General features: G+C 63.3%; 17 protein-coding genes, 1 tRNA gene and 1 pseudogene. 9 read left to right on the top strand and 10 right to left on the bottom strand.

Annotated features, from left to right (window positions below; translation table 11 throughout):
- Positions 1-8 precede the first annotated feature (8 nt).
- The 7 genes from trpA to rpsA form a co-directional block, all read right to left on the bottom strand.
- Positions 9-845 (bottom strand): tryptophan synthase subunit alpha, encoded by an 837-nt coding sequence (trpA, locus tag CQ12_RS22535; protein WP_057837495.1) that lies wholly within the window; start codon positions 843-845, stop codon positions 9-11.
- Positions 842-2,059: a tryptophan synthase subunit beta gene (trpB, locus tag CQ12_RS22540; RefSeq protein WP_057837496.1), complete on the bottom strand. Its 1,218-nt coding sequence runs from the start codon at positions 2,057-2,059 to the stop codon at positions 842-844. The genes trpA and trpB overlap by 4 nt, the downstream gene beginning before the upstream one ends.
- Entirely contained in the window at positions 2,056-2,715 is a 660-nt protein-coding gene (locus tag CQ12_RS22545; RefSeq protein WP_057837497.1) for a phosphoribosylanthranilate isomerase, read from the bottom strand. The genes trpB and CQ12_RS22545 overlap by 4 nt, the downstream gene beginning before the upstream one ends.
- A gap of 63 nt (positions 2,716-2,778) precedes the next feature.
- Complete coding sequence (locus tag CQ12_RS22550; protein WP_057837512.1) at positions 2,779-3,171, bottom strand: LapA family protein; 393 nt, start codon at positions 3,169-3,171, stop codon at positions 2,779-2,781.
- Between the two features lie 79 nt (positions 3,172-3,250).
- On the bottom strand, positions 3,251-3,556 hold the full coding sequence (locus tag CQ12_RS22555; RefSeq protein WP_057837498.1) for an integration host factor subunit beta: 306 nt from the start codon (positions 3,554-3,556) through the stop codon (positions 3,251-3,253).
- A gap of 171 nt (positions 3,557-3,727) precedes the next feature.
- Positions 3,728-4,708, bottom strand: coding sequence for a signal peptide peptidase SppA (gene sppA / locus CQ12_RS22560; RefSeq protein ID WP_057837499.1), 981 nt, complete (start codon positions 4,706-4,708; stop codon positions 3,728-3,730).
- Positions 4,709-5,029: 321 nt separating this feature from the next.
- The gene (gene rpsA, locus CQ12_RS22565; protein ID WP_057837500.1) at positions 5,030-6,730 is read right to left on the bottom strand and encodes a 30S ribosomal protein S1; all 1,701 of its coding nucleotides are present in this window, start codon (positions 6,728-6,730) and stop codon (positions 5,030-5,032) included.
- A 510-nt stretch (positions 6,731-7,240) separates the two neighbouring features.
- Here rpsA and CQ12_RS22570 point away from each other — a divergent pair.
- Positions 7,241-7,423, top strand: coding sequence for a hypothetical protein (locus CQ12_RS22570; RefSeq protein ID WP_057837501.1), 183 nt, complete (start codon positions 7,241-7,243; stop codon positions 7,421-7,423).
- Positions 7,424-7,459: 36 nt separating this feature from the next.
- Here CQ12_RS22570 and cmk read toward each other — a convergent pair whose 3' ends face one another.
- Positions 7,460-8,089 carry a (d)CMP kinase gene (gene cmk / locus CQ12_RS22575; RefSeq protein WP_057837513.1) on the bottom strand — a complete coding sequence of 210 codons (630 nt, stop codon included), beginning with the start codon at positions 8,087-8,089 and terminating at the stop codon, positions 7,460-7,462.
- 249 nt (positions 8,090-8,338) lie between these two features.
- Here cmk and CQ12_RS22580 point away from each other — a divergent pair, with 249 nt between their 5' ends.
- Positions 8,339-9,328 (top strand): Bug family tripartite tricarboxylate transporter substrate binding protein, encoded by a 990-nt coding sequence (locus CQ12_RS22580; protein WP_057837502.1) that lies wholly within the window; start codon positions 8,339-8,341, stop codon positions 9,326-9,328.
- Positions 9,329-9,346: 18 nt separating this feature from the next.
- On the opposite strand, the gene aroA is transcribed toward CQ12_RS22580, so the two are convergent.
- Positions 9,347-10,684 carry a 3-phosphoshikimate 1-carboxyvinyltransferase gene (gene aroA / locus CQ12_RS22585; protein ID WP_057837503.1) on the bottom strand — a complete coding sequence of 446 codons (1,338 nt, stop codon included), beginning with the start codon at positions 10,682-10,684 and terminating at the stop codon, positions 9,347-9,349.
- Positions 10,685-10,828: 144 nt separating this feature from the next.
- Between aroA and CQ12_RS22590 the strand changes: the two genes are divergently transcribed.
- Together CQ12_RS22590 and CQ12_RS22595 are read left to right on the top strand one after the other, a co-directional pair.
- Positions 10,829-11,248, top strand: a complete 420-nt coding sequence (locus tag CQ12_RS22590; protein WP_057837504.1) for a TIGR02300 family protein — start codon at positions 10,829-10,831, stop codon at positions 11,246-11,248.
- A 113-nt stretch (positions 11,249-11,361) separates the two neighbouring features.
- Positions 11,362-11,437, top strand: a tRNA-Ala gene (locus CQ12_RS22595).
- Between the two features lie 49 nt (positions 11,438-11,486).
- Here CQ12_RS22595 and CQ12_RS22600 read toward each other — a convergent pair.
- Positions 11,487-11,945: a MarR family winged helix-turn-helix transcriptional regulator gene (locus tag CQ12_RS22600; RefSeq protein WP_057837505.1), complete on the bottom strand. Its 459-nt coding sequence runs from the start codon at positions 11,943-11,945 to the stop codon at positions 11,487-11,489.
- A gap of 165 nt (positions 11,946-12,110) precedes the next feature.
- Here CQ12_RS22600 and CQ12_RS22605 point away from each other — a divergent pair, with 165 nt between their 5' ends.
- From CQ12_RS22605 to CQ12_RS22625, 5 genes and pseudogenes are all read left to right on the top strand, one after another.
- Positions 12,111-12,536, top strand: coding sequence for an organic hydroperoxide resistance protein (locus CQ12_RS22605; protein ID WP_057837514.1), 426 nt, complete (start codon positions 12,111-12,113; stop codon positions 12,534-12,536).
- 209 nt (positions 12,537-12,745) lie between these two features.
- Positions 12,746-13,942, top strand: coding sequence for a CaiB/BaiF CoA transferase family protein (locus CQ12_RS22610; protein WP_057837506.1), 1,197 nt, complete (start codon positions 12,746-12,748; stop codon positions 13,940-13,942).
- Positions 13,943-14,138: 196 nt separating this feature from the next.
- Complete coding sequence (ugpB, locus tag CQ12_RS22615; protein WP_057837507.1) at positions 14,139-15,452, top strand: sn-glycerol-3-phosphate ABC transporter substrate-binding protein UgpB; 1,314 nt, start codon at positions 14,139-14,141, stop codon at positions 15,450-15,452.
- 75 nt (positions 15,453-15,527) lie between these two features.
- Entirely contained in the window at positions 15,528-16,409 is an 882-nt protein-coding gene (ugpA, locus tag CQ12_RS22620; RefSeq protein ID WP_057837508.1) for a sn-glycerol-3-phosphate ABC transporter permease UgpA, read from the top strand.
- A pseudogene (locus tag CQ12_RS22625) lies at positions 16,409-16,628 on the top strand (glycerol-3-phosphate transporter); the annotation flags it as partial. The gene ugpA and the pseudogene CQ12_RS22625, both read left to right, overlap by 1 nt.

Here is a 16,628-nt window from a genome sequence, read left to right on the forward strand (position 1 = left end):
ATTGTGGCTTATTCCGCAGCCTGCTTCGCGCCCCGGACGCCCTGCGCCAGCGACGCCACCAGATCGGCCACCGCGGCCACCGTCTTGCTGGTCGCCTGTCCCTGGATGTCGAGGCTGTCGCGCAACGCATCGACCAGGGCGGTGCCGACCACGGCGCCATTGGCCTTCTCGGCAATCGCGCGCGCCGCTTGCGGGGTACGGATGCCAAAGCCGACGCAGACCGGAAGTTTGGTGTGGCGCTTGATCCGGGCGACCGCATCGCCGACGGCCTTCGAATCGGCCGCCGCAGCGCCGGTGATGCCGGTGATCGAGACGTAGTAGACGAAGCCGGAGGTATTCGCGAGCACCGCAGGCAGACGCTTGTCGTCGGTCGTGGGTGTCGCGAGGCGGATGAAGTTGAGCCCGGCCTTCAGCGCAGGGATGCAGAGCTCGTCGTCCTCTTCCGGCGGCAGGTCGACGATGATGAGGCCATCGACGCCCGCAGCCTTGGCATCGGTGAGAAACTTGTCGACCCCATAGATGTAGATCGGATTGTAATAGCCCATCAGGACCAGCGGCGTGGCGTCGTCCTCCTTGCGGAAGCCGCGCACCATCTCGAGCGTCTTCCGTAACGTCATACCGCCCTTGAGCGCGCGCAGGCCCGCGGCCTGGATCGACGGACCGTCCGCCATCGGATCGGTGAAGGGCATGCCGATCTCGATGATGTCGGCACCCGCCTTGGGCAGCGCCTTGATGATGTCGAGCGAGGTCTTCGGATCGGGATCGCCGGCCATCAGGAAGGTGACGAAAGCCGAGCGGCCTTGTTTTGCGAGTTCGGCAAAGCGTGCGTCGATACGGGTAGTCACTGCTTCTTGCCTTTCAATATCTCCGTGATCTGCGGAATGTCCTTGTCGCCACGGCCGGAAAGATTGACCACCATCAGATGGTCCTTCGGCCGTTTCGGCGCGAGCTCGGTCACCTTGGCGATCGCGTGCGCCGACTCCAGCGCGGGCGGAATGCCTTCCAGCCGCGACAGCAGCATGAAGGCGGCAAGCGCTTCGTCGTCGGTCGCCGACAGATAGGTGACGCGGCCGGTTTCGTGCAGCCAGGAATGCTCCGGGCCGATGCCGGGATAGTCGAGGCCGGCCGAGATCGAATGCGCGTCCTGGATCTGGCCGTCATCGTCCATCAGCAGATAGGTGCGGTTGCCGTGCAGCACGCCGGCCCGGCCGCCGGCGATCGAGGCGGCATGGAGTTGCGTCAGCCCGTGGCCCGCCGCTTCGACGCCAAAAATTTCGACCGAGGGATCGTCGAGGAAGGGATGAAACAGGCCCATCGCGTTGGAGCCGCCGCCGATGCAGGCGACCAGCGAATCCGGTAACCGGCCTTCGGCCTCCTGCATCTGCTTGCGTGTTTCGTCGCCGATCACCGACTGGAAGTCGCGCACCATCATCGGATAGGGATGCGGCCCCGCCACCGTGCCGATACAGTAGAAGGTGTTGTGCACGTTGGTGACCCAGTCGCGCAGCGCCTCGTTCATGGCGTCCTTCAGCGTGCGCGTGCCCGACTGCACCGGCACCACCTTGGCACCCAGCATCTCCATGCGGAACACGTTCGGCGCCTGACGGGCGACGTCCACCGCGCCCATATAGACCACGCATTCCAGGCCAAAGCGCGCGCACAGCGTCGCGGTGGCAACGCCATGCTGGCCGGCGCCGGTCTCGGCGATGATGCGCTTCTTGCCCATGCGCCGCGCGACCATGATCTGGCCGAGCACGTTGTTGACCTTGTGCGAGCCAGTGTGGTTCAGCTCTTCGCGCTTCAGATAAATTTTTGCGCCGCCGAGATGCTCCGTGAGCCGCTCGGCAAAATAGAGCGGCGACGGCCGGCCGACATAGTCCTTGAGATAGCCGTTCATCTCGGTCTGAAATGACGGATCGGCCTTGGCCGCCGCATAGGCCTTTTCCAGGTCGAGGATCAGCGGCATCAGCGTTTCCGCGACAAAGCGGCCGCCGAAATTACCGAAGTGCCCGCGCTCGTCGGGGCCGGTGCGGAATGAATTGGGCAGGCTTGAATTCATCGGACCATCAGTTCTTCGCTGGCGCGCGCGGCGCGAATGAAATTGCGGATCAGCTCGGGATCCTTGACGCCGGGCGAACTTTCGACGCCGGAGGAGACATCGACGCCGCCGGCGCGGGTGACGCGAATGGCCTCCGCCACATTGTCGGCGGTAAGACCGCCCGAGACCATGAACGGCAGTTGAAGATCGAGCTTTTCCAGAACGTGCCAATCGAACACCGCGCCCAGCCCGCCGGGCCGGGTGGCGCCCTTCGGCGCGCGGGCGTCGAACAGGATGCGATCGGCGACGCTGGCGTAACCCGGCAATGCGGCGAGATCGGCCGAGGTTTCAACCGCGATCACCTTCATGACAGGCAGCGAAAACTTCGCCTTGATGTCGCGCACCCGCGCGATGGTTTCCTTGCCGTGCAGTTGCAGGAGATCCGGCCGCAGCGTCTCGACGATGTTTTCCAGCGTCGCGTCGTCGGCATCCACCGTCAGCGCCACCTTGGCGGCGCGGCCCCTGGCCTGCTTGCCGAGCTCGCGCGCGGTCTCGAGGCTGAGATGGCGCGGCGACGGGGAGAAGAACACGAAACCCACCATGTCGGCGCCCGCCGAAAGCGCTACATCGAGCGTCTCGCGCGTGGACAGGCCGCAAATTTTGACGAGCAGGGACATGGTCTCTCGGGCGCATAATTCGAGCCCCGTAACCGGCTGGAACCGGGGCTGACGGGGCGGGTTCTACAACGTCGCGCCCTGCTTGTCTCGCCCGGCGGCCCCATAGAAGCCGTACTGGGAGGGCGCCGGAAGCCGCTGCTGATCGGCCCGGGACACCGCCGCGGCGGCCCGCAAATCGGCCGTTTCCGCCCGGGCACGACGGGCATCGGCCTCATGGTGACGCGCCGCGCGGCGCCAATGGCGCTGGCGGAACCAGGTCGCCATGCCGCCTGCCGCCACCCCCAGAATGGCGACGGCAATGATCACAACAAACAGCGGCATGCTCACCGCGATCGCCGGATCGGTCGCATTGAAGGGATCGAACGACACCGTCACGAAATGGCGGTTGGCGACCGCAAAGACGATGAAGATCAGGCCCAGCGGAATGACGACCAGCGCCGTGAAGAACTTTCGCATGACCATCTCTCGGTGTGATGGAGAAAGGCGGGTGCGAGCCCCGCAACACGGCTACACCTAGTCAAAGTCCGGAAAAATCTTACGCGCCGGCCTCGGGCGAGCTGTCGTCGCGGTTCAGCCGCTCGCGCATTTCCTTGCCGGTTTTGAAGAAGGGTACGCTCTTCTGATCGACCGGCACATGCGCGCCGGTGCGTGGATTGCGGCCTGCACGCGCCGGGCGATGCTTGACCGAAAAAGCGCCGAAACCGCGCAGTTCGACACGGTCGCCGCGTGCCAGGGCAGCTACGATCTCATCGAGGATCGCGTTCACAATGTTCTCCACATCCCGCTGGTAGAGGTGCGGGTTGTGCTCGGCGATGCGCTGAACAAGTTCGGATTTGATCATCGAAGTTGGGATCCGGGATCGTGCGGATATCCATTTCCGTGAAAATACCTTGAACTGTCAAGACGCTAAATCACTTTTGGGCAACGCGAAATGACAGGACGAGCGCCCCGGAAGGGGTTTGTGACGGCACCCGCAGTGCGGGAACAGTAGATCCGAAGCAGCCGGTGCGATTTAGTTGGAGGCAGCTGGGCGCCACAACGCCAGCATGCCGTCAAGCGCGAACTGGTCGGCCGCCTGTGCAACGCCGGCCTGCTCGATCTGGCGCGCGATGGAACTCAAGCCGAGCGCATCGAACGCGATGGAAGCTGCCGCGCGCAGGAAAGTCAGGTCGCCGAACTGCGGGGTGAGCTTGAAGTCGCGCACCGGCAGGTCGCTTTTGATCTTCTTTTCGGCCACCAGCCAGGCAATCGCTGATTTTTCATCGCCGAGCTGATCGACCAGCTTCAATTCGACCGCCTGGCGGCCGGTGAAGACGCGGCCGTCAGCGACCTTTTCGATCAGCGCCTCATCCATGCCGCGCCGATCCTTCACCAGGCCGCGGAACCAGGCATAGGAATCCTTCACCAGCGCATCGAGCGCGGCGCGCGCCTCTGGACTGGTCGGCTCATAACCGTTGGGCGCAGCCTTCAATGGCGAGGATTTCACCTCCTCGACCTTGACGCCCACGGTCTTCAGAAGCTCTGTAAAGTTCGGAAACTGGAACAGCACGCCGATCGAACCGACCAGTGAACTCTGGCGGGCGACGATATGATCGGCGGCGAGCGCCGTGATGTAACCGCCCGACGCGGCCAATCCCTCGACCACGACGACCAGCGGCTTCTTGGCCTTCAGCCGCACCAGCGAGTCGTACAGCTGCTCCGAGCCGGCCGTGGTGCCGCCCGGCGAGTTGATATGCACGATGACGGCGACGTGGCTCGATTTCTCCAGCCGCTCCAGCGCCTCGACACGCTGCTGGTCGCTGCGGATCAGTCCCTCGATATTGACGCGCGCGATCGATCCCGACGCGGTCAGCGCAGCCGGCCCGCTCCTGGTCGCGAGCACGCCGACGATGACGATCGCGACAATCGCAACCAGACTGGCCACGACGCGCCAGAAAGTCAGCTTCCGGCGGATCCTGCGGCGATCGACGATCACGTCCGAATCGAGCGACATCGAATTTCTCCTGAAACCATCCGCGCGTTTTGCATCCGCAGCGTGACCTAAGCCTTACCTGATTACATCAATTGCGGTGCAATATGAAGAAAACAAGACCCCTTACTTCTTCCCTTCTCCCCTTGTGGGAGAAGGTGGATCGACGGTGCGAAGCGGCGGCGAGCCGGATGAGGGGTCTGTCTCCGCGAAGAGAACCCCTCATCCGCCTTCGCTTCGCGAAGGCACCTTCTCCCACAAGGGGAGAAGGATGATACCGCCTCCTGAACAAAAAAGGCCCCGGTCGAAACCGGGGCCTGATGTCGCAGATCGATAAGCGAAAGCTTACTTCTCGCGGTTCTTCAGCGCGGTGCCGAGGATGTCGCCCAGCGTCGCGCCCGAATCGGAGGAGCCGTACTGCGCGATGGCTTCCTTCTCTTCGGCCACTTCCAGCGCCTTGATCGAGACCTGCACCTTGCGGGCCTTCTTGTCGAACTGGATCACGCGGGCATCGACCTTCTCGCCGACGGCGAAGCGTTCGGCGCGCTGATCGTTGCGATCACGGGCGAGTTCCGAGCGCTTGATGAAGGTGGTGAAGTCGGTGCCCGAGATCTTCACCTCGATGCCGGCTTCCTTCACTTCGAGTACTTCGCAGGTCACGACCGCGCCCTTCTTGACGTCGCCAGGTTCTGCGAAGGGGTCGCCTTCGAGCTGCTTGACGCCGAGCGAGATGCGCTCCTTTTCGACATCGACGTCGAGCACCACGGCCTTGACCATGTCGCCCTTCTTGAAGTTGTCGATGACCTGCTCGCCCGGAAGCTTCCAGTCGAGGTCGGACAGATGGACCATGCCGTCGACGTCGCCGTCGAGACCGAGGAACAGACCGAACTCGGTCTTGTTCTTGACCTCGCCTTCGACCGTCGAACCGACCGGGAACTTCTCGACGAAGACTTCCCAGGGGTTGCGCATGGTCTGCTTGAGACCGAGCGAGATGCGGCGCTTGACCGAATCGACTTCCAGAACCTGCACTTCGACTTCCTGCGAGGTCGAAACGATCTTGCCGGGGTGCATGTTCTTCTTGGTCCACGACATTTCCGAGACGTGGATCAGGCCTTCGATGCCCGGCTCCAGTTCGACGAACGCGCCGTAGTCGGTGATGTTGGTGACGCGGCCGGTGAAGCGCGCGTTCAGCGGGTACTTGGCCTCGATGCCCTGCCACGGATCGTCCAGCAACTGCTTCATGCCGAGCGAAATGCGGTGGGTCTCGTGGTTGATCTTGATGATCTTGACCTTCACGGTCTGGCCGATGGTCAGCACTTCGGTCGGGTGATTGACCCGGCGCCAGGCGATATCGGTGACGTGAAGCAGGCCATCGATGCCGCCGAGATCAACGAACGCACCGTAATCGGTGATGTTCTTGACCACGCCGTCGATCACCTGACCTTCTTCGAGGTTCTGCACCAGCTCCTGGCGCTGCTCGGCGCGGGTCTCTTCGAGAACCGTGCGGCGCGACACCACGATGTTGCCGCGGCGGCGGTCCATCTTCAGAATTTGGAACGGCTGCGAGTTGTTCATCAGCGGAGCGACGTCGCGGATCGGGCGAATGTCGACCTGCGAGCGCGGCAGGAAGGCAACGGCACCGTCGAGGTCGACCGTGAAGCCGCCCTTGACCTGGTTGAAGATGACGCCGTGAACCTTCTCGTTGTTGTTGAAGGCCTTCTCGAGCTTGCCCCAGCTTTCCTCGCGGCGCGCCTTGTCGCGCGACAGCACGGCTTCGCCGAGCGCATTCTCGATCCTGTCGAGGAACACCTCGACCTCGTCGCCAACCTTGAGATCGCTTTCGCGGCCGGGGCCGGCGAATTCGCGCAACGCGACGCGGCCCTCGGTCTTCAGGCCGACGTCGATGACGGCCATGTCCTTTTCAATTGCAACTACCTTGCCCTTGATGACGGAGCTTTCCTGCAGATTGCCGCCGGCGAAGGACTCGTCCAGCATTGCAGCGAAATCGTCGCGGGTAGGATTATAAGAAGCAGCAGTCGAAGCCATTTGTTCTCCAATGCGGGATATTGCCGGCCATTCGGGTTAAAGGGCGTATCGCGCGTGGAGTGTCAGGGGTCCGCAAACCCTGACGACCGCGTTTGCGGGAGTTCGCAAAAGCGGGCCGGCAGCATGCCTGCACGTTCGGTACGTTTGATTTTATCCGAGCCTGAAACGAGCGTGTCGACCTTCAGGAACCTGGAGCGGGCTTTCCTCCAATGACGGCAGGGACTGAACTCTCCTGCCGGCCCGCTCGGACAGCCCTGATCTTATCGACGGCGGCCCGGATGGCGCTGATATAGCCCCAAGGCCCCCTCCGGGCAAGCCGGAAATGCCTCGATTTACGGACCCTTAAGGCTGACGGACGCTAACCGTGGGCTCGCACTTTGGGCCCGCGCGTTCAAGGCCCCGTTGACCGCATGACGCGAAAGGTCCGCAAGCCCAAGCGAGATGGAACCCGCCCTTAAGCGCCCGTCCCACACGATGGCACGGGTCCAAAAAACAGGGAGAGGTCCACCCATGAAGAGCCTGATCGCTCTGACCGCATTCGCCGTCTTTACCGTAGCTACCGCCGTTGCCGGCAAGCCGGCCGCTTTTGCGACCGACAAGGCGATTGCCGAGGCCAAGTCGAATGCCAAGTCGAAGCCCGTCATGATGGCCGAACAGCAATTGCCGTTCGACCGCAAGCACGCGAAGAACTGACAAAATCCAGGCCCGATTGACAGGGGCTCAAGAACGTCACCGCCTGGCGCGGACGGCCTCGACGATCGCAATGGCGGCGCTCACGCTGGCCTCGATATCGAGATTCGAGTTATCGAGGATGTGGGCGTCCGCCGCGGCCTTCAGCGGCGCGGCCGCGCGGTTCTTGTCCCGTTCGTCGCGCTTGAGAATGTCGGCCAGCACCGCCGCCTCATCGGCGGCTTCGCCCCGCGCCAGCGCTTCCAGCGTCCGGCGCTGGGCCCGCACCTGCGGGTCGGCGACGACAAAGATCTTCACATCGGCATTCGGGCAGATCACCGTGCCGATGTCGCGCCCGTCGAGGACGGCGCCCGGCGGGTCGGCCGCGAACTGGCGCTGAAAATTGACCAGCGCCTCGCGTACTTTGGGGATCGCCGATACGACGGATGCGGCATCGCCGATGCGCTGCGACTTCAGCTCGGGATGGCCGAAATTTTCGGGATCGAGTTCCATCGCCACCGTGACCGCCCGCGCCTCATCGGTGAGGTCAAAACCCTGATCCAGCAGCGCCTTCGCCACCGCGCGATAAATCACGCCGGTGTCGAGATGGCGATAGCCGTAATGGTGAGCGAGCCGCTTGCCGAGCGTGCCCTTGCCGGATGCCGCCGGTCCGTCGATAGCGATGATCATGCGTGCCATGTGCACAGAGCGGCGATGATGGTCAAGACCGCCGCCAAAGGTTGTTGACGGCAGGATGAGGAGTTCGCGCCCGATCGGTCGCATCTCCTATCGGGGAGCGTGAATTCCGCAGAGCGAACCGATGCGCTTCAGATGCGTCCAAATGTTCCTCGCCCAGGCCATTATCCGTCTCTAGTCTGAAACGAGCCCGGGAAATTCCATTCAAGGATCTGCAGAAATAGCACCGGCGGGAGGGACACAATGAACGCCATTTCACGACGTCGTTTTATCGGCAGCGCGGCCGCCGCCTCGGCCATCCCGCTGATCGGGACTTCGGCCCACGCGCAGACCGACTGGCCGACCAAGCCGATCAAGATCATCGCGGGCTATCCCGCCGGCGGGCAGACCGATCTGTTCGCGCGTACCTATGGCGAATACATCCGGGCCGAGACCGGGCAGAATGTGACGGTGGAAAACAAGGCCGGCGCCTCGGGATCGGTCGCAGCCGTCGAAGCCAAGCGCGCCGCGCCCGATGGCTACACGCTGATGTTCACGATCTCCACGACCATGATCATGAACCGGGTTCTTATCAAGGACATCGCTTACGACGCCGAAAAGGATTTTATCCTGGTCTCGATCATGCCGGCGGGCAGCCTGCCCTTCGTCGCCAGCGAGAAGACCGGCGCCAAGACGCTCGATGAATTCGTCGCCTATGCGAAGAAAGCCGAGAAGGTCAACATCGGCACCTATGGCGCAGGCTCATACGCGCATATGGCCGTCGCCGAGATGAACAAGCAGTACGGCCTCAAGATGGAAGCGGTTCACTATCGCGGCGAGGCGCCGATGTGGACCGATCTTGCCGGCGGGTTTATCGACGGCGCCCACGGTAGCTATTCCGCGGCATTGTCCGTGCTGCAAAGCGGCCGCGGCCATGCGGTCGCGGTCTCGCGCAAGCGGATGTCGACACTGCCGCATGTCCCCTCTTTCAAGGAGCAAGGCGCGACATCGCGCATCTTCCAATTGACCGGCTTCCAGTGCTGCGCCGCGCCCGCGGGCACACCGGCGGACGTCATTCAGAAACTCTCAAAACTCCTCGTCGCCGGCGGCAAGACCGAAAAGGTGCTGAAGGTGATGAAGTCATTCGGCGTCGACGACACCGCGATGACCTTCGAGGAGACGCAGAGGCTGTACAAGGAAGAAGCGCCGGTCTGGCTCGAGGCGGTGACGAGCCTTGGGCTTGCGCCATCCTGAACGGCGCAAGCGCCCTTCTCACGAAAACTCCGCGCCCAGTGCGCGCATCATCGGAATGAAGTCCGGAAAGCTGGTGGCGATGAAGGCGGTGTCGTCGACCTTGACCGGCTTGTCGGCCGCGAGACCCATCACGAGTGCCGACATCGCGATGCGATGATCCATGTGGGTGGCGACGAGGCCGCCGCCGGGCACATGGCCGCGGCCCTCGACGATCAGGTCGTCGCCCGTGATCTCGACCTTGACGCCGTTGACGCGCAGCATGGCGGCGGTCGCCTCCAGCCGGTCGGATTCCTTGACGCGCAGTTCCTGCAACCCGCGCATGATCGTCGTCCCTTCCGCGAACGAAGCCGCGACGGCCAGCACCAGATATTCGTCGATCATCGAGGGCGCACGCTCCGGCGGCACCTCGACCCCACGCAGTTTGGAAGCGCGCACGCGCAAGGTGGCCATCGGCTCGCCGGCGTCGCCGCGCACTTCGCTTTCCTCGATGGAGCCGCCCATCTCGCGCAGCGTCGTGAACAGGCCGGTACGTAGCGGATTGGTCATGACGTCGGAGAAGATCACGTCGGAGCCCTCGACGATCAGCGCCGCCACGATCGGAAATGCCGATGACGACGGATCGGCCGGCACCACGACCTCGGCGCCGTGCAATTCGGGCTGACCGGTGAGCGCGATCTTGCGGCCGTGGCTGCCTTCCCTGGCCGAGACGATCTCGGCGCCGAAATGCTTCAGCATCAGCTCGGTGTGGTCGCGGCTGGCTTCCTGTTCGATGACGGTGGTGACGCCGGGCGCGGCAAGCCCCGCCAGCAGCACCGCCGACTTGATCTGGGCCGAGGCCACCGGGGTCCGGTAGAGGATCGGCACGGGATCGCGCGCGCCGTGCAGCGTCAGCGGCAGGCGGCCACCTTCCCTGGTCTCGCCGGCCTTGGCGCCCATCAATTCCAGCGGATCGAGGATCCGGCGCATCGGGCGGGACCGCAGGGAGGCGTCGCCGTCAAATACCGTCGTGATCGGGCAGCCGGCGACGGCTCCCATTACCAGCCGGCATCCGGTGCCGGAATTGCCGAAATCGAGCGGGGCAGCCGGCTGGGCGAACCCCGCCACGCCGACGCCTGCGACCCTCCAGGCAAACGGTCCGGTCCGCTCGACCCTGGCGCCCAGCGCCTGCATGGATTTGGCCGTGTTGAGGACGTCTTCGCCCTCGAGCAGGCCGGAAATCCTTGTTTCTCCGACCGAAAGTGCCCCCAGGATGAGGGCGCGGTGGGAAATCGACTTGTCGCCGGGAACGCGGACTTTCCCGGTCAGGGAACCGCTGGCGCGGGATTCCAGCGGGGTTTGGACGGTGGAGTGGGTCAAGATTGGGGTCCTCTGCGGGGGCCGCAGTATCACATGGACCCCCCGGCGTCACGCCGCTGTCAAATGCGTCAAAGTGCTATTGACACCGGGCCCTCAACTAGCCAAGTGAAGCACCGTTTTTCGAAAAATTCCCAGGATCCACACGTGGCCAAATCCGACCTCGGAACCAAGCGCATTTGCCCGACGACGGGTAAGAAGTTCTACGATCTGAACAAGAACCCTGTGATTTCGCCGTATACCGGCGAGGTCGTGCCGATTGCGCCGATCGCACCGCCGCGGGCCGGTCGTGGCGATGCCGCACGCGCCGCCGCCGCCGCAACGGCCACCGCCGACATGCCGGAGCCCGCCGAGGCCGAAGAGTTGGTCTCGCTCGAGGAGGCCGATGCCGAGGAAAACACCGGCAAGGTCAAGGCGCAGGTTCCCGAATCGGAAGACGATATCGAGATCGATGAGACCATCGAGGACGATGACGACGACGATTCCACCTTCATTCCGGACGAGGAAGAGGGTGATGAAGACGTGACCGACATCATCGGTGACGTCGGAGGTGATGAAGAGACTTGAGATCGGTCCAGAACTGTGTTCTGGGTCTCCCCGCGAGTCACCCAAGGCTCGCGGGAGAGCATGATCTGGAAAAGTAGTTTTCTGAAATGATCGTGCTCAAGTGATAAAGTTACGGGGCCATAGCTCAGCTGGGAGAGCGCTTGCATGGCATGCAAGAGGTCGGCGGTTCGATCCCGCCTGGCTCCACCAACCTCCGCTCGCTTCGCGAGCTTCGGTTGAGCAATCCCCTTCTAGCCCCCTACTCCCCCAACACCGCATTCAATCGATCGCGCAACGCGACGATCTCGTTCTTCATCGTCACGAGCTCACCGACCGAACAGGCTGACGCCGCCAGGATCGATTGCGGCACGGCTCTCGCCTTCTCCCGCAGCGACTCGCCCTTCGCCGTCAGCGCGATCAGCACCTGGCGCTCGTCCTCCGTGCTGCGGGTTCGCTTGATGAGGTCGGCGGCCTCCAGGCGCTTGAGCAGCGGCGTCAGCGTGCCGGAATCCAGGAACAGCCGCTCGCCGATATCCTTCACGGCGACGCCGTCGCGCTCCCACAGCACCAGCATGACCAGATATTGCGGATAGGTCAGGCCGAGCTTGTCGAGCAGCGGCTTGTAGACGCGGTTGAACGCGTGCGCGGTGGAATACACCGCAAAGCAGATTTGATTGTCGAGCCGGAGCGGAAAGTCCGCCGAAGATTTCCTGGCCATCACGACCTCGTTAGCAGGCAGCGCCCATGCCCCGATCTAGAGTCCTAAGCGCTTGATTTCAATTGCATACAATCAAATTGCGCCGCCCGCAATAATTTATATTGCGCGCAATCTAATTGCGTGCAATATATGGGCCATCGAAACGGCAACCCAAGGGAGACCAACATGTCCGTGAACGTGCTCTACAAGACCAGCGCCAAGGCCACCGGCGGCCGTGACGGCACCGCCGCGACCCTCGACGGCGCGCTCGATGTCAAGCTTGCAACCCCGAAGGAACTGGGCGGCGGCGGTGGCGCCGGCAACAATCCCGAGCAGTTGTTCGCGGCCGGCTATGCCGCCTGCTTCATCGGCGCGATGAAGTTCGTCGCCTCGCAGGGCGGCCCGAAGGTACCCGCGGACGCCACGGTGACCTCCACTGTCGGTATCGGACCGCGTTCGGAAGGCGGCTTTGGCCTTGATATTGATCTCGCCGTGTCGCTGCCCGGCGTTCCCAAGGCGGAAGCGGAAGCGCTGGTCGCCAAGGCGCACCAGGTATGCCCGTATTCCAACGCCACGCGCGGCAATGTGGATGTGCGCCTGACGGTCGTATAGCGACCGGCGGTCGTGTCACCACCGGCGGCGTCTGACGACGCGATCCGGACGGTCCGTCACTGATACGACGGGCCGTTCACCCCGCGGAATTTTTGCGACACCAGCTACGGCGGCAGCGTCATGCGCCTGTGCGCGCCACGCCATTGCCGCCGCGGCTGAAGACCGCTAGCTCAGGACCTCCATTTTCATCCTGAGCGAAGGTCTTCTCCATGAGTTCTACCGGCGCAATGACCGGCCTGCGCGTGATCGATCTGACGCGCGTGCTCGGCGGTCCCTATTGCACGCAAATTCTCGCCGACCACGGCGCCGACGTGATCAAGGTCGAACCGCCGGCCGGCGACGAGGTGCGCGACTGGGGCCCTCCCTTCCATGAGGAGGACGCGGCCTATTTCGTCGGCATCAACCGCAACAAGCGCTCGATCGGGCTCGACCTCGCCTCCGAAGGCGGGCGCGCAGTGCTGATGAAGCTGCTGGAGACCGCCGACGTCCTGATCGAGAATTTCAAGCCGGGCACGCTCGACAAATGGGGCATCGGCAACGACGTGCTGCGCGCGAAGTTTCCGAAGCTGGTGCATTGCCGGATTTCCGGCTTCGGCGCCGACGGTCCGCGCGGCGGCAATCCCGGCTATGACGCCATCATCCAGGCCATGACGGGCATGATCGCCGCAACCGGCTCGCCCGAAAGCGGCCCGATGCGGATCGGCGTTCCCCTGGTCGACATCACGACCGGGCTTTACGCCGCGATCGGCATTTTGATGGCGCTGTCGGAGCGGCAGCGTTCCGGTTTGGGACAGTTTCTCGAAACCACGCTGTATGAAACCGGCCTTGCGATCATGCATCCGCATACCGCGAATTATTTCATGCATGGCAAGCCGCCGGGCCTGACCGGCAACGAGCATCCGAATCTGGTGCCGTATGCGATCTTCCCGACCAGGACCGACAACATCTTCATCGGCGTCGGCAATGACGGCACTTTCCGCAAGCTCGCCAAGGAAATCGGCAAGCCCGAGCTCGGCACCGATCCGCGCTTTGCCCGCAACAAGGACCGCATCGCCAACCGCGACGCACTGCGCGCCGAGCTTGCCGCGGTGTTCAGCCAGCACGAGGCCGAACCGCTCTGCAATCGGCTGCTCGCGGCCGGTCTGCCGGCGGGTCCGGTGCAGAAGATCGATCAGGCGCTGACCAATCCGCACACGCTGCATCGCGGCGATATCATCGAAAAGGACTGGTACAAGGGCGTCGCCTCTCCGATCCGGCTGGAGCGGACCAAGCCTAGCCTGCGCCGTACCCCGCCGAAATTCAGCCAGCACACATCCGAGGTGCTCGGCGAGTTCGGCTATTCCAAAGACGAGATCGCTGCGCTGGTCGCCAAGGGCGCGGTCTGCGGCTCCGACCGCAAGCGGTAACCATCGTCGCCCCTGCCTTGTGCGCAATTGCGCACAAGGCGGGGGCGACGGGAGCGTTGTGGCCTTCGCCTATTTTCCGGCTTCCCTCCGCTGACGCTTTCCCACTACCATCCTTTCGCTTATACGGTCATTTGCACGTCATCCGGCGCTGTTATCGCGCGAAACGAAGGTGACGAACCCAACCCGGAGGAATTCCATGGCACTTCGACAATTCGGCGCAGCCGCGACAGTGACGGTTGCGCTGGCGCTTGCAACGCCAGCCCACGCTGTGACCGAGATCCAGTGGTGGCACGCCATGACCGGCGGCAACAACGACATCGTCAACAAGCTCGCCGAAGAGTTCAACGCCAGCCAGTCCGACTACAAGGTCGTGCCGTCCTACAAGGGCAGCTACCCCGACACGATGAACGCCGGCATCGCGGCGTTCCGGGCCGGCAACGCGCCGCACATCATGCAGGTGTTCGAGGTCGGCACCGCCACCATGATGAGCGCCACCGGCGCCATCAAGCCGGTCTACCAGCTCATGAAGGATGCCGGTGAGCCGTTCGACCCCAAGGCATATCTGCCGACCATCACCGGCTATTATTCGACCTCGAAGGGCGACATGCTCTCGTTCCCCTTCAACTCGTCTTCCATGGTGATGTGGATCAACAAGGACGAATTGAAGAAGGCCGGCGTCGCCGAAATCCCGAAGACGTGGCCGGAAGTGTTCGACGCCGCCAAGAAACTCAAGGCGGCGGGGCATGCGACCTGCGGCTTCTCCAACGCCTGGGCAAGCTGGGCGCATATCGAGCAGTTCTCGGCCTGGCACAACGTGCCGATCGGCACCAAGGCCAACGGCCTCGACGGTTTCGATACCGAGCTGAAGTTCAACTCGCCGCTGCACGTCAAACACCTGCAGAACCTTGTCGATCTCCAGAAGGACAAGACTTACGACTATGGCGGGCGCACCAGCACCAATGAGGCCCGTTTCGGCTCCGGCGAATGCGCGATCTTCCTGACTTCGTCAGGCTATTACGCCACCGCCAAGGGCACGGCCAAGTTCGACTTCACCTCGGCGCCGATGCCTTACTACCCTGATGTCGCCGGTGCCCCGCAGAACTCGATCATCGGCGGCGCATCGCTGTGGGTGATGGGCGGCAAGAAGCCGGAAGAATACAAGGGCGTCGCCAAGTTCTTCACCTTCCTGTCGGATACCAACCGGCAGGCCAAGCTGCACCAGGAGTCCGGCTATCTTCCGATCACCAAGGCAGCCTATGAGAAATCGATCAAGGACGGCTTCTACGAGAAGAACCCGACCCTGCAGACTCCCTTGAAGGAACTCACCAACAAGGAGCCGACCGAGAACTCGCGCGGCCTGCGCTTCGGCAACATGGTGCAGATGCGCGACCTATGGTCCGAGGAGATCGAAGCGGCGCTGGCCGGCAAGAAGACCGCCAAGGAAGCCCTCGATGCGGCCGTCGCACGCGGCAATGCCATGTTGCGCACCTTCGAGAAGACTGCAAAGTAGGCGAAGCTGAACCGGCGCTCCCTCCCGAATTGCGGGAGGGAGCGCGCGCATCACCGGTAAGACCGCGACGCCTGAATGGAAAAGTCCACCGTCTTCAACAACCGTCTGCTGCCTTATCTGCTGCTGCTGCCGCAGCTCGTCATCACGGTTGTCTTCTTCTATTGGCCGGCAAGCCAGGCGATCTGGCAGTCCTTCCTGCGCGAGGATGCGTTCGGCCTCGTCTCCGAGTTCGTCGGCCTGGAAAACTATCAGGCGCTGTTCGCGCAGCCGGAATATTACCGCTCGATGCTGACGACCATCATCTTCTCGACGCTGGTCGCCACACTCTCGCTGTCCATCGCACTGCTGTTCGCGACACAAGCCGACAAGAATCTCAAGGCAGGCGGCCCTTACAAGACGTTGATGATCTGGCCCTATGCGGTGGCGCCCGCCGTCGCCGGCGTGCTCTGGTTCTTCATGTTCCAGCCGTCGCTCGGCATGCTCGCGCGCCCGCTGCGCGGCATGGGCATCGACTGGAATCCCCTGCTCAACGGCGGCCACGCCATGACCCTGGTGGTGATGGCCTCGGTGTGGAAGCAGATCTCCTACAATTTTCTGTTCTTCCTCGCCGGCCTGCAGGCGATCCCGAGGAGCGTGATCGAGGCCGGCGCCATCGACGGCGCCCGTCCGATGCGTCGCTTCTGGACCATCGTCTTCCCGCTGCTGTCGCCGACGACGTTCTTCCTGATCGTGGTCAACATCGTCTACGTCTTCTTCGACACGTTCGGCATCATCGACGCCGTCACCGGCGGCGGACCTGCCGGCGCCACCACCACCATGGTCTACAAGGTCTATGCCGATGGTCGTCTCGGCGGTGACCTCGGCGGCTCGGCCGCGCAATCGGTGATACTGATGATCATCGTGATCGCGCTGACCGCGATCCAGTTCCGCTACGTCGAGCGCAAGGTGCAGTACTGATGGTCGAGCACCGTCCCCTGAGTGATTTTATCGCCTACGCCATTCTCACGATTGGCGTGCTCATCGTCGCCTTTCCGGTCTATCTCGCGCTGATCGCCTCGACGCATGACGCAGCAACTGTGGTCGGCGGCCACATGCCGGCAACACCGGGCAATCAAACGCTGGAAAATTACTACCGCGCGATCTTCATCGGCGGCTCGCGCACCAGCCGCGAGCCGG

Origin of the sequence: Bradyrhizobium jicamae (assembly GCF_001440395.1) — a bacterium.
GTDB lineage: Bacteria > Pseudomonadota > Alphaproteobacteria > Rhizobiales > Xanthobacteraceae > Bradyrhizobium > Bradyrhizobium jicamae.

Coding starts and splice junctions, on each gene's coding strand:
- ugpA (WP_057837508.1), top strand. CDS start 15,528: ATGGAAAAGTCCACCGTCTTCAACAACCGTCTGCTGCCTTATCTGCTG.
- cmk (WP_057837513.1), bottom strand. CDS start 8,089: ATGATCATCGCTATCGACGGACCGGCGGCATCCGGCAAGGGCACGCTC.
- ugpB (WP_057837507.1), top strand. CDS start 14,139: ATGGCACTTCGACAATTCGGCGCAGCCGCGACAGTGACGGTTGCGCTG.
- CQ12_RS22580 (WP_057837502.1), top strand. CDS start 8,339: ATGAACGCCATTTCACGACGTCGTTTTATCGGCAGCGCGGCCGCCGCC.
- CQ12_RS22600 (WP_057837505.1), bottom strand. CDS start 11,945: ATGGCCAGGAAATCTTCGGCGGACTTTCCGCTCCGGCTCGACAATCAA.
- CQ12_RS22605 (WP_057837514.1), top strand. CDS start 12,111: ATGTCCGTGAACGTGCTCTACAAGACCAGCGCCAAGGCCACCGGCGGC.
- CQ12_RS22550 (WP_057837512.1), bottom strand. CDS start 3,171: ATGCGAAAGTTCTTCACGGCGCTGGTCGTCATTCCGCTGGGCCTGATC.
- sppA (WP_057837499.1), bottom strand. CDS start 4,708: ATGTCGCTCGATTCGGACGTGATCGTCGATCGCCGCAGGATCCGCCGG.
- CQ12_RS22610 (WP_057837506.1), top strand. CDS start 12,746: ATGAGTTCTACCGGCGCAATGACCGGCCTGCGCGTGATCGATCTGACG.
- CQ12_RS22570 (WP_057837501.1), top strand. CDS start 7,241: ATGAAGAGCCTGATCGCTCTGACCGCATTCGCCGTCTTTACCGTAGCT.
- CQ12_RS22555 (WP_057837498.1), bottom strand. CDS start 3,556: ATGATCAAATCCGAACTTGTTCAGCGCATCGCCGAGCACAACCCGCAC.
- rpsA (WP_057837500.1), bottom strand. CDS start 6,730: ATGGCTTCGACTGCTGCTTCTTATAATCCTACCCGCGACGATTTCGCT.
- trpB (WP_057837496.1), bottom strand. CDS start 2,059: ATGAATTCAAGCCTGCCCAATTCATTCCGCACCGGCCCCGACGAGCGC.
- CQ12_RS22545 (WP_057837497.1), bottom strand. CDS start 2,715: ATGTCCCTGCTCGTCAAAATTTGCGGCCTGTCCACGCGCGAGACGCTC.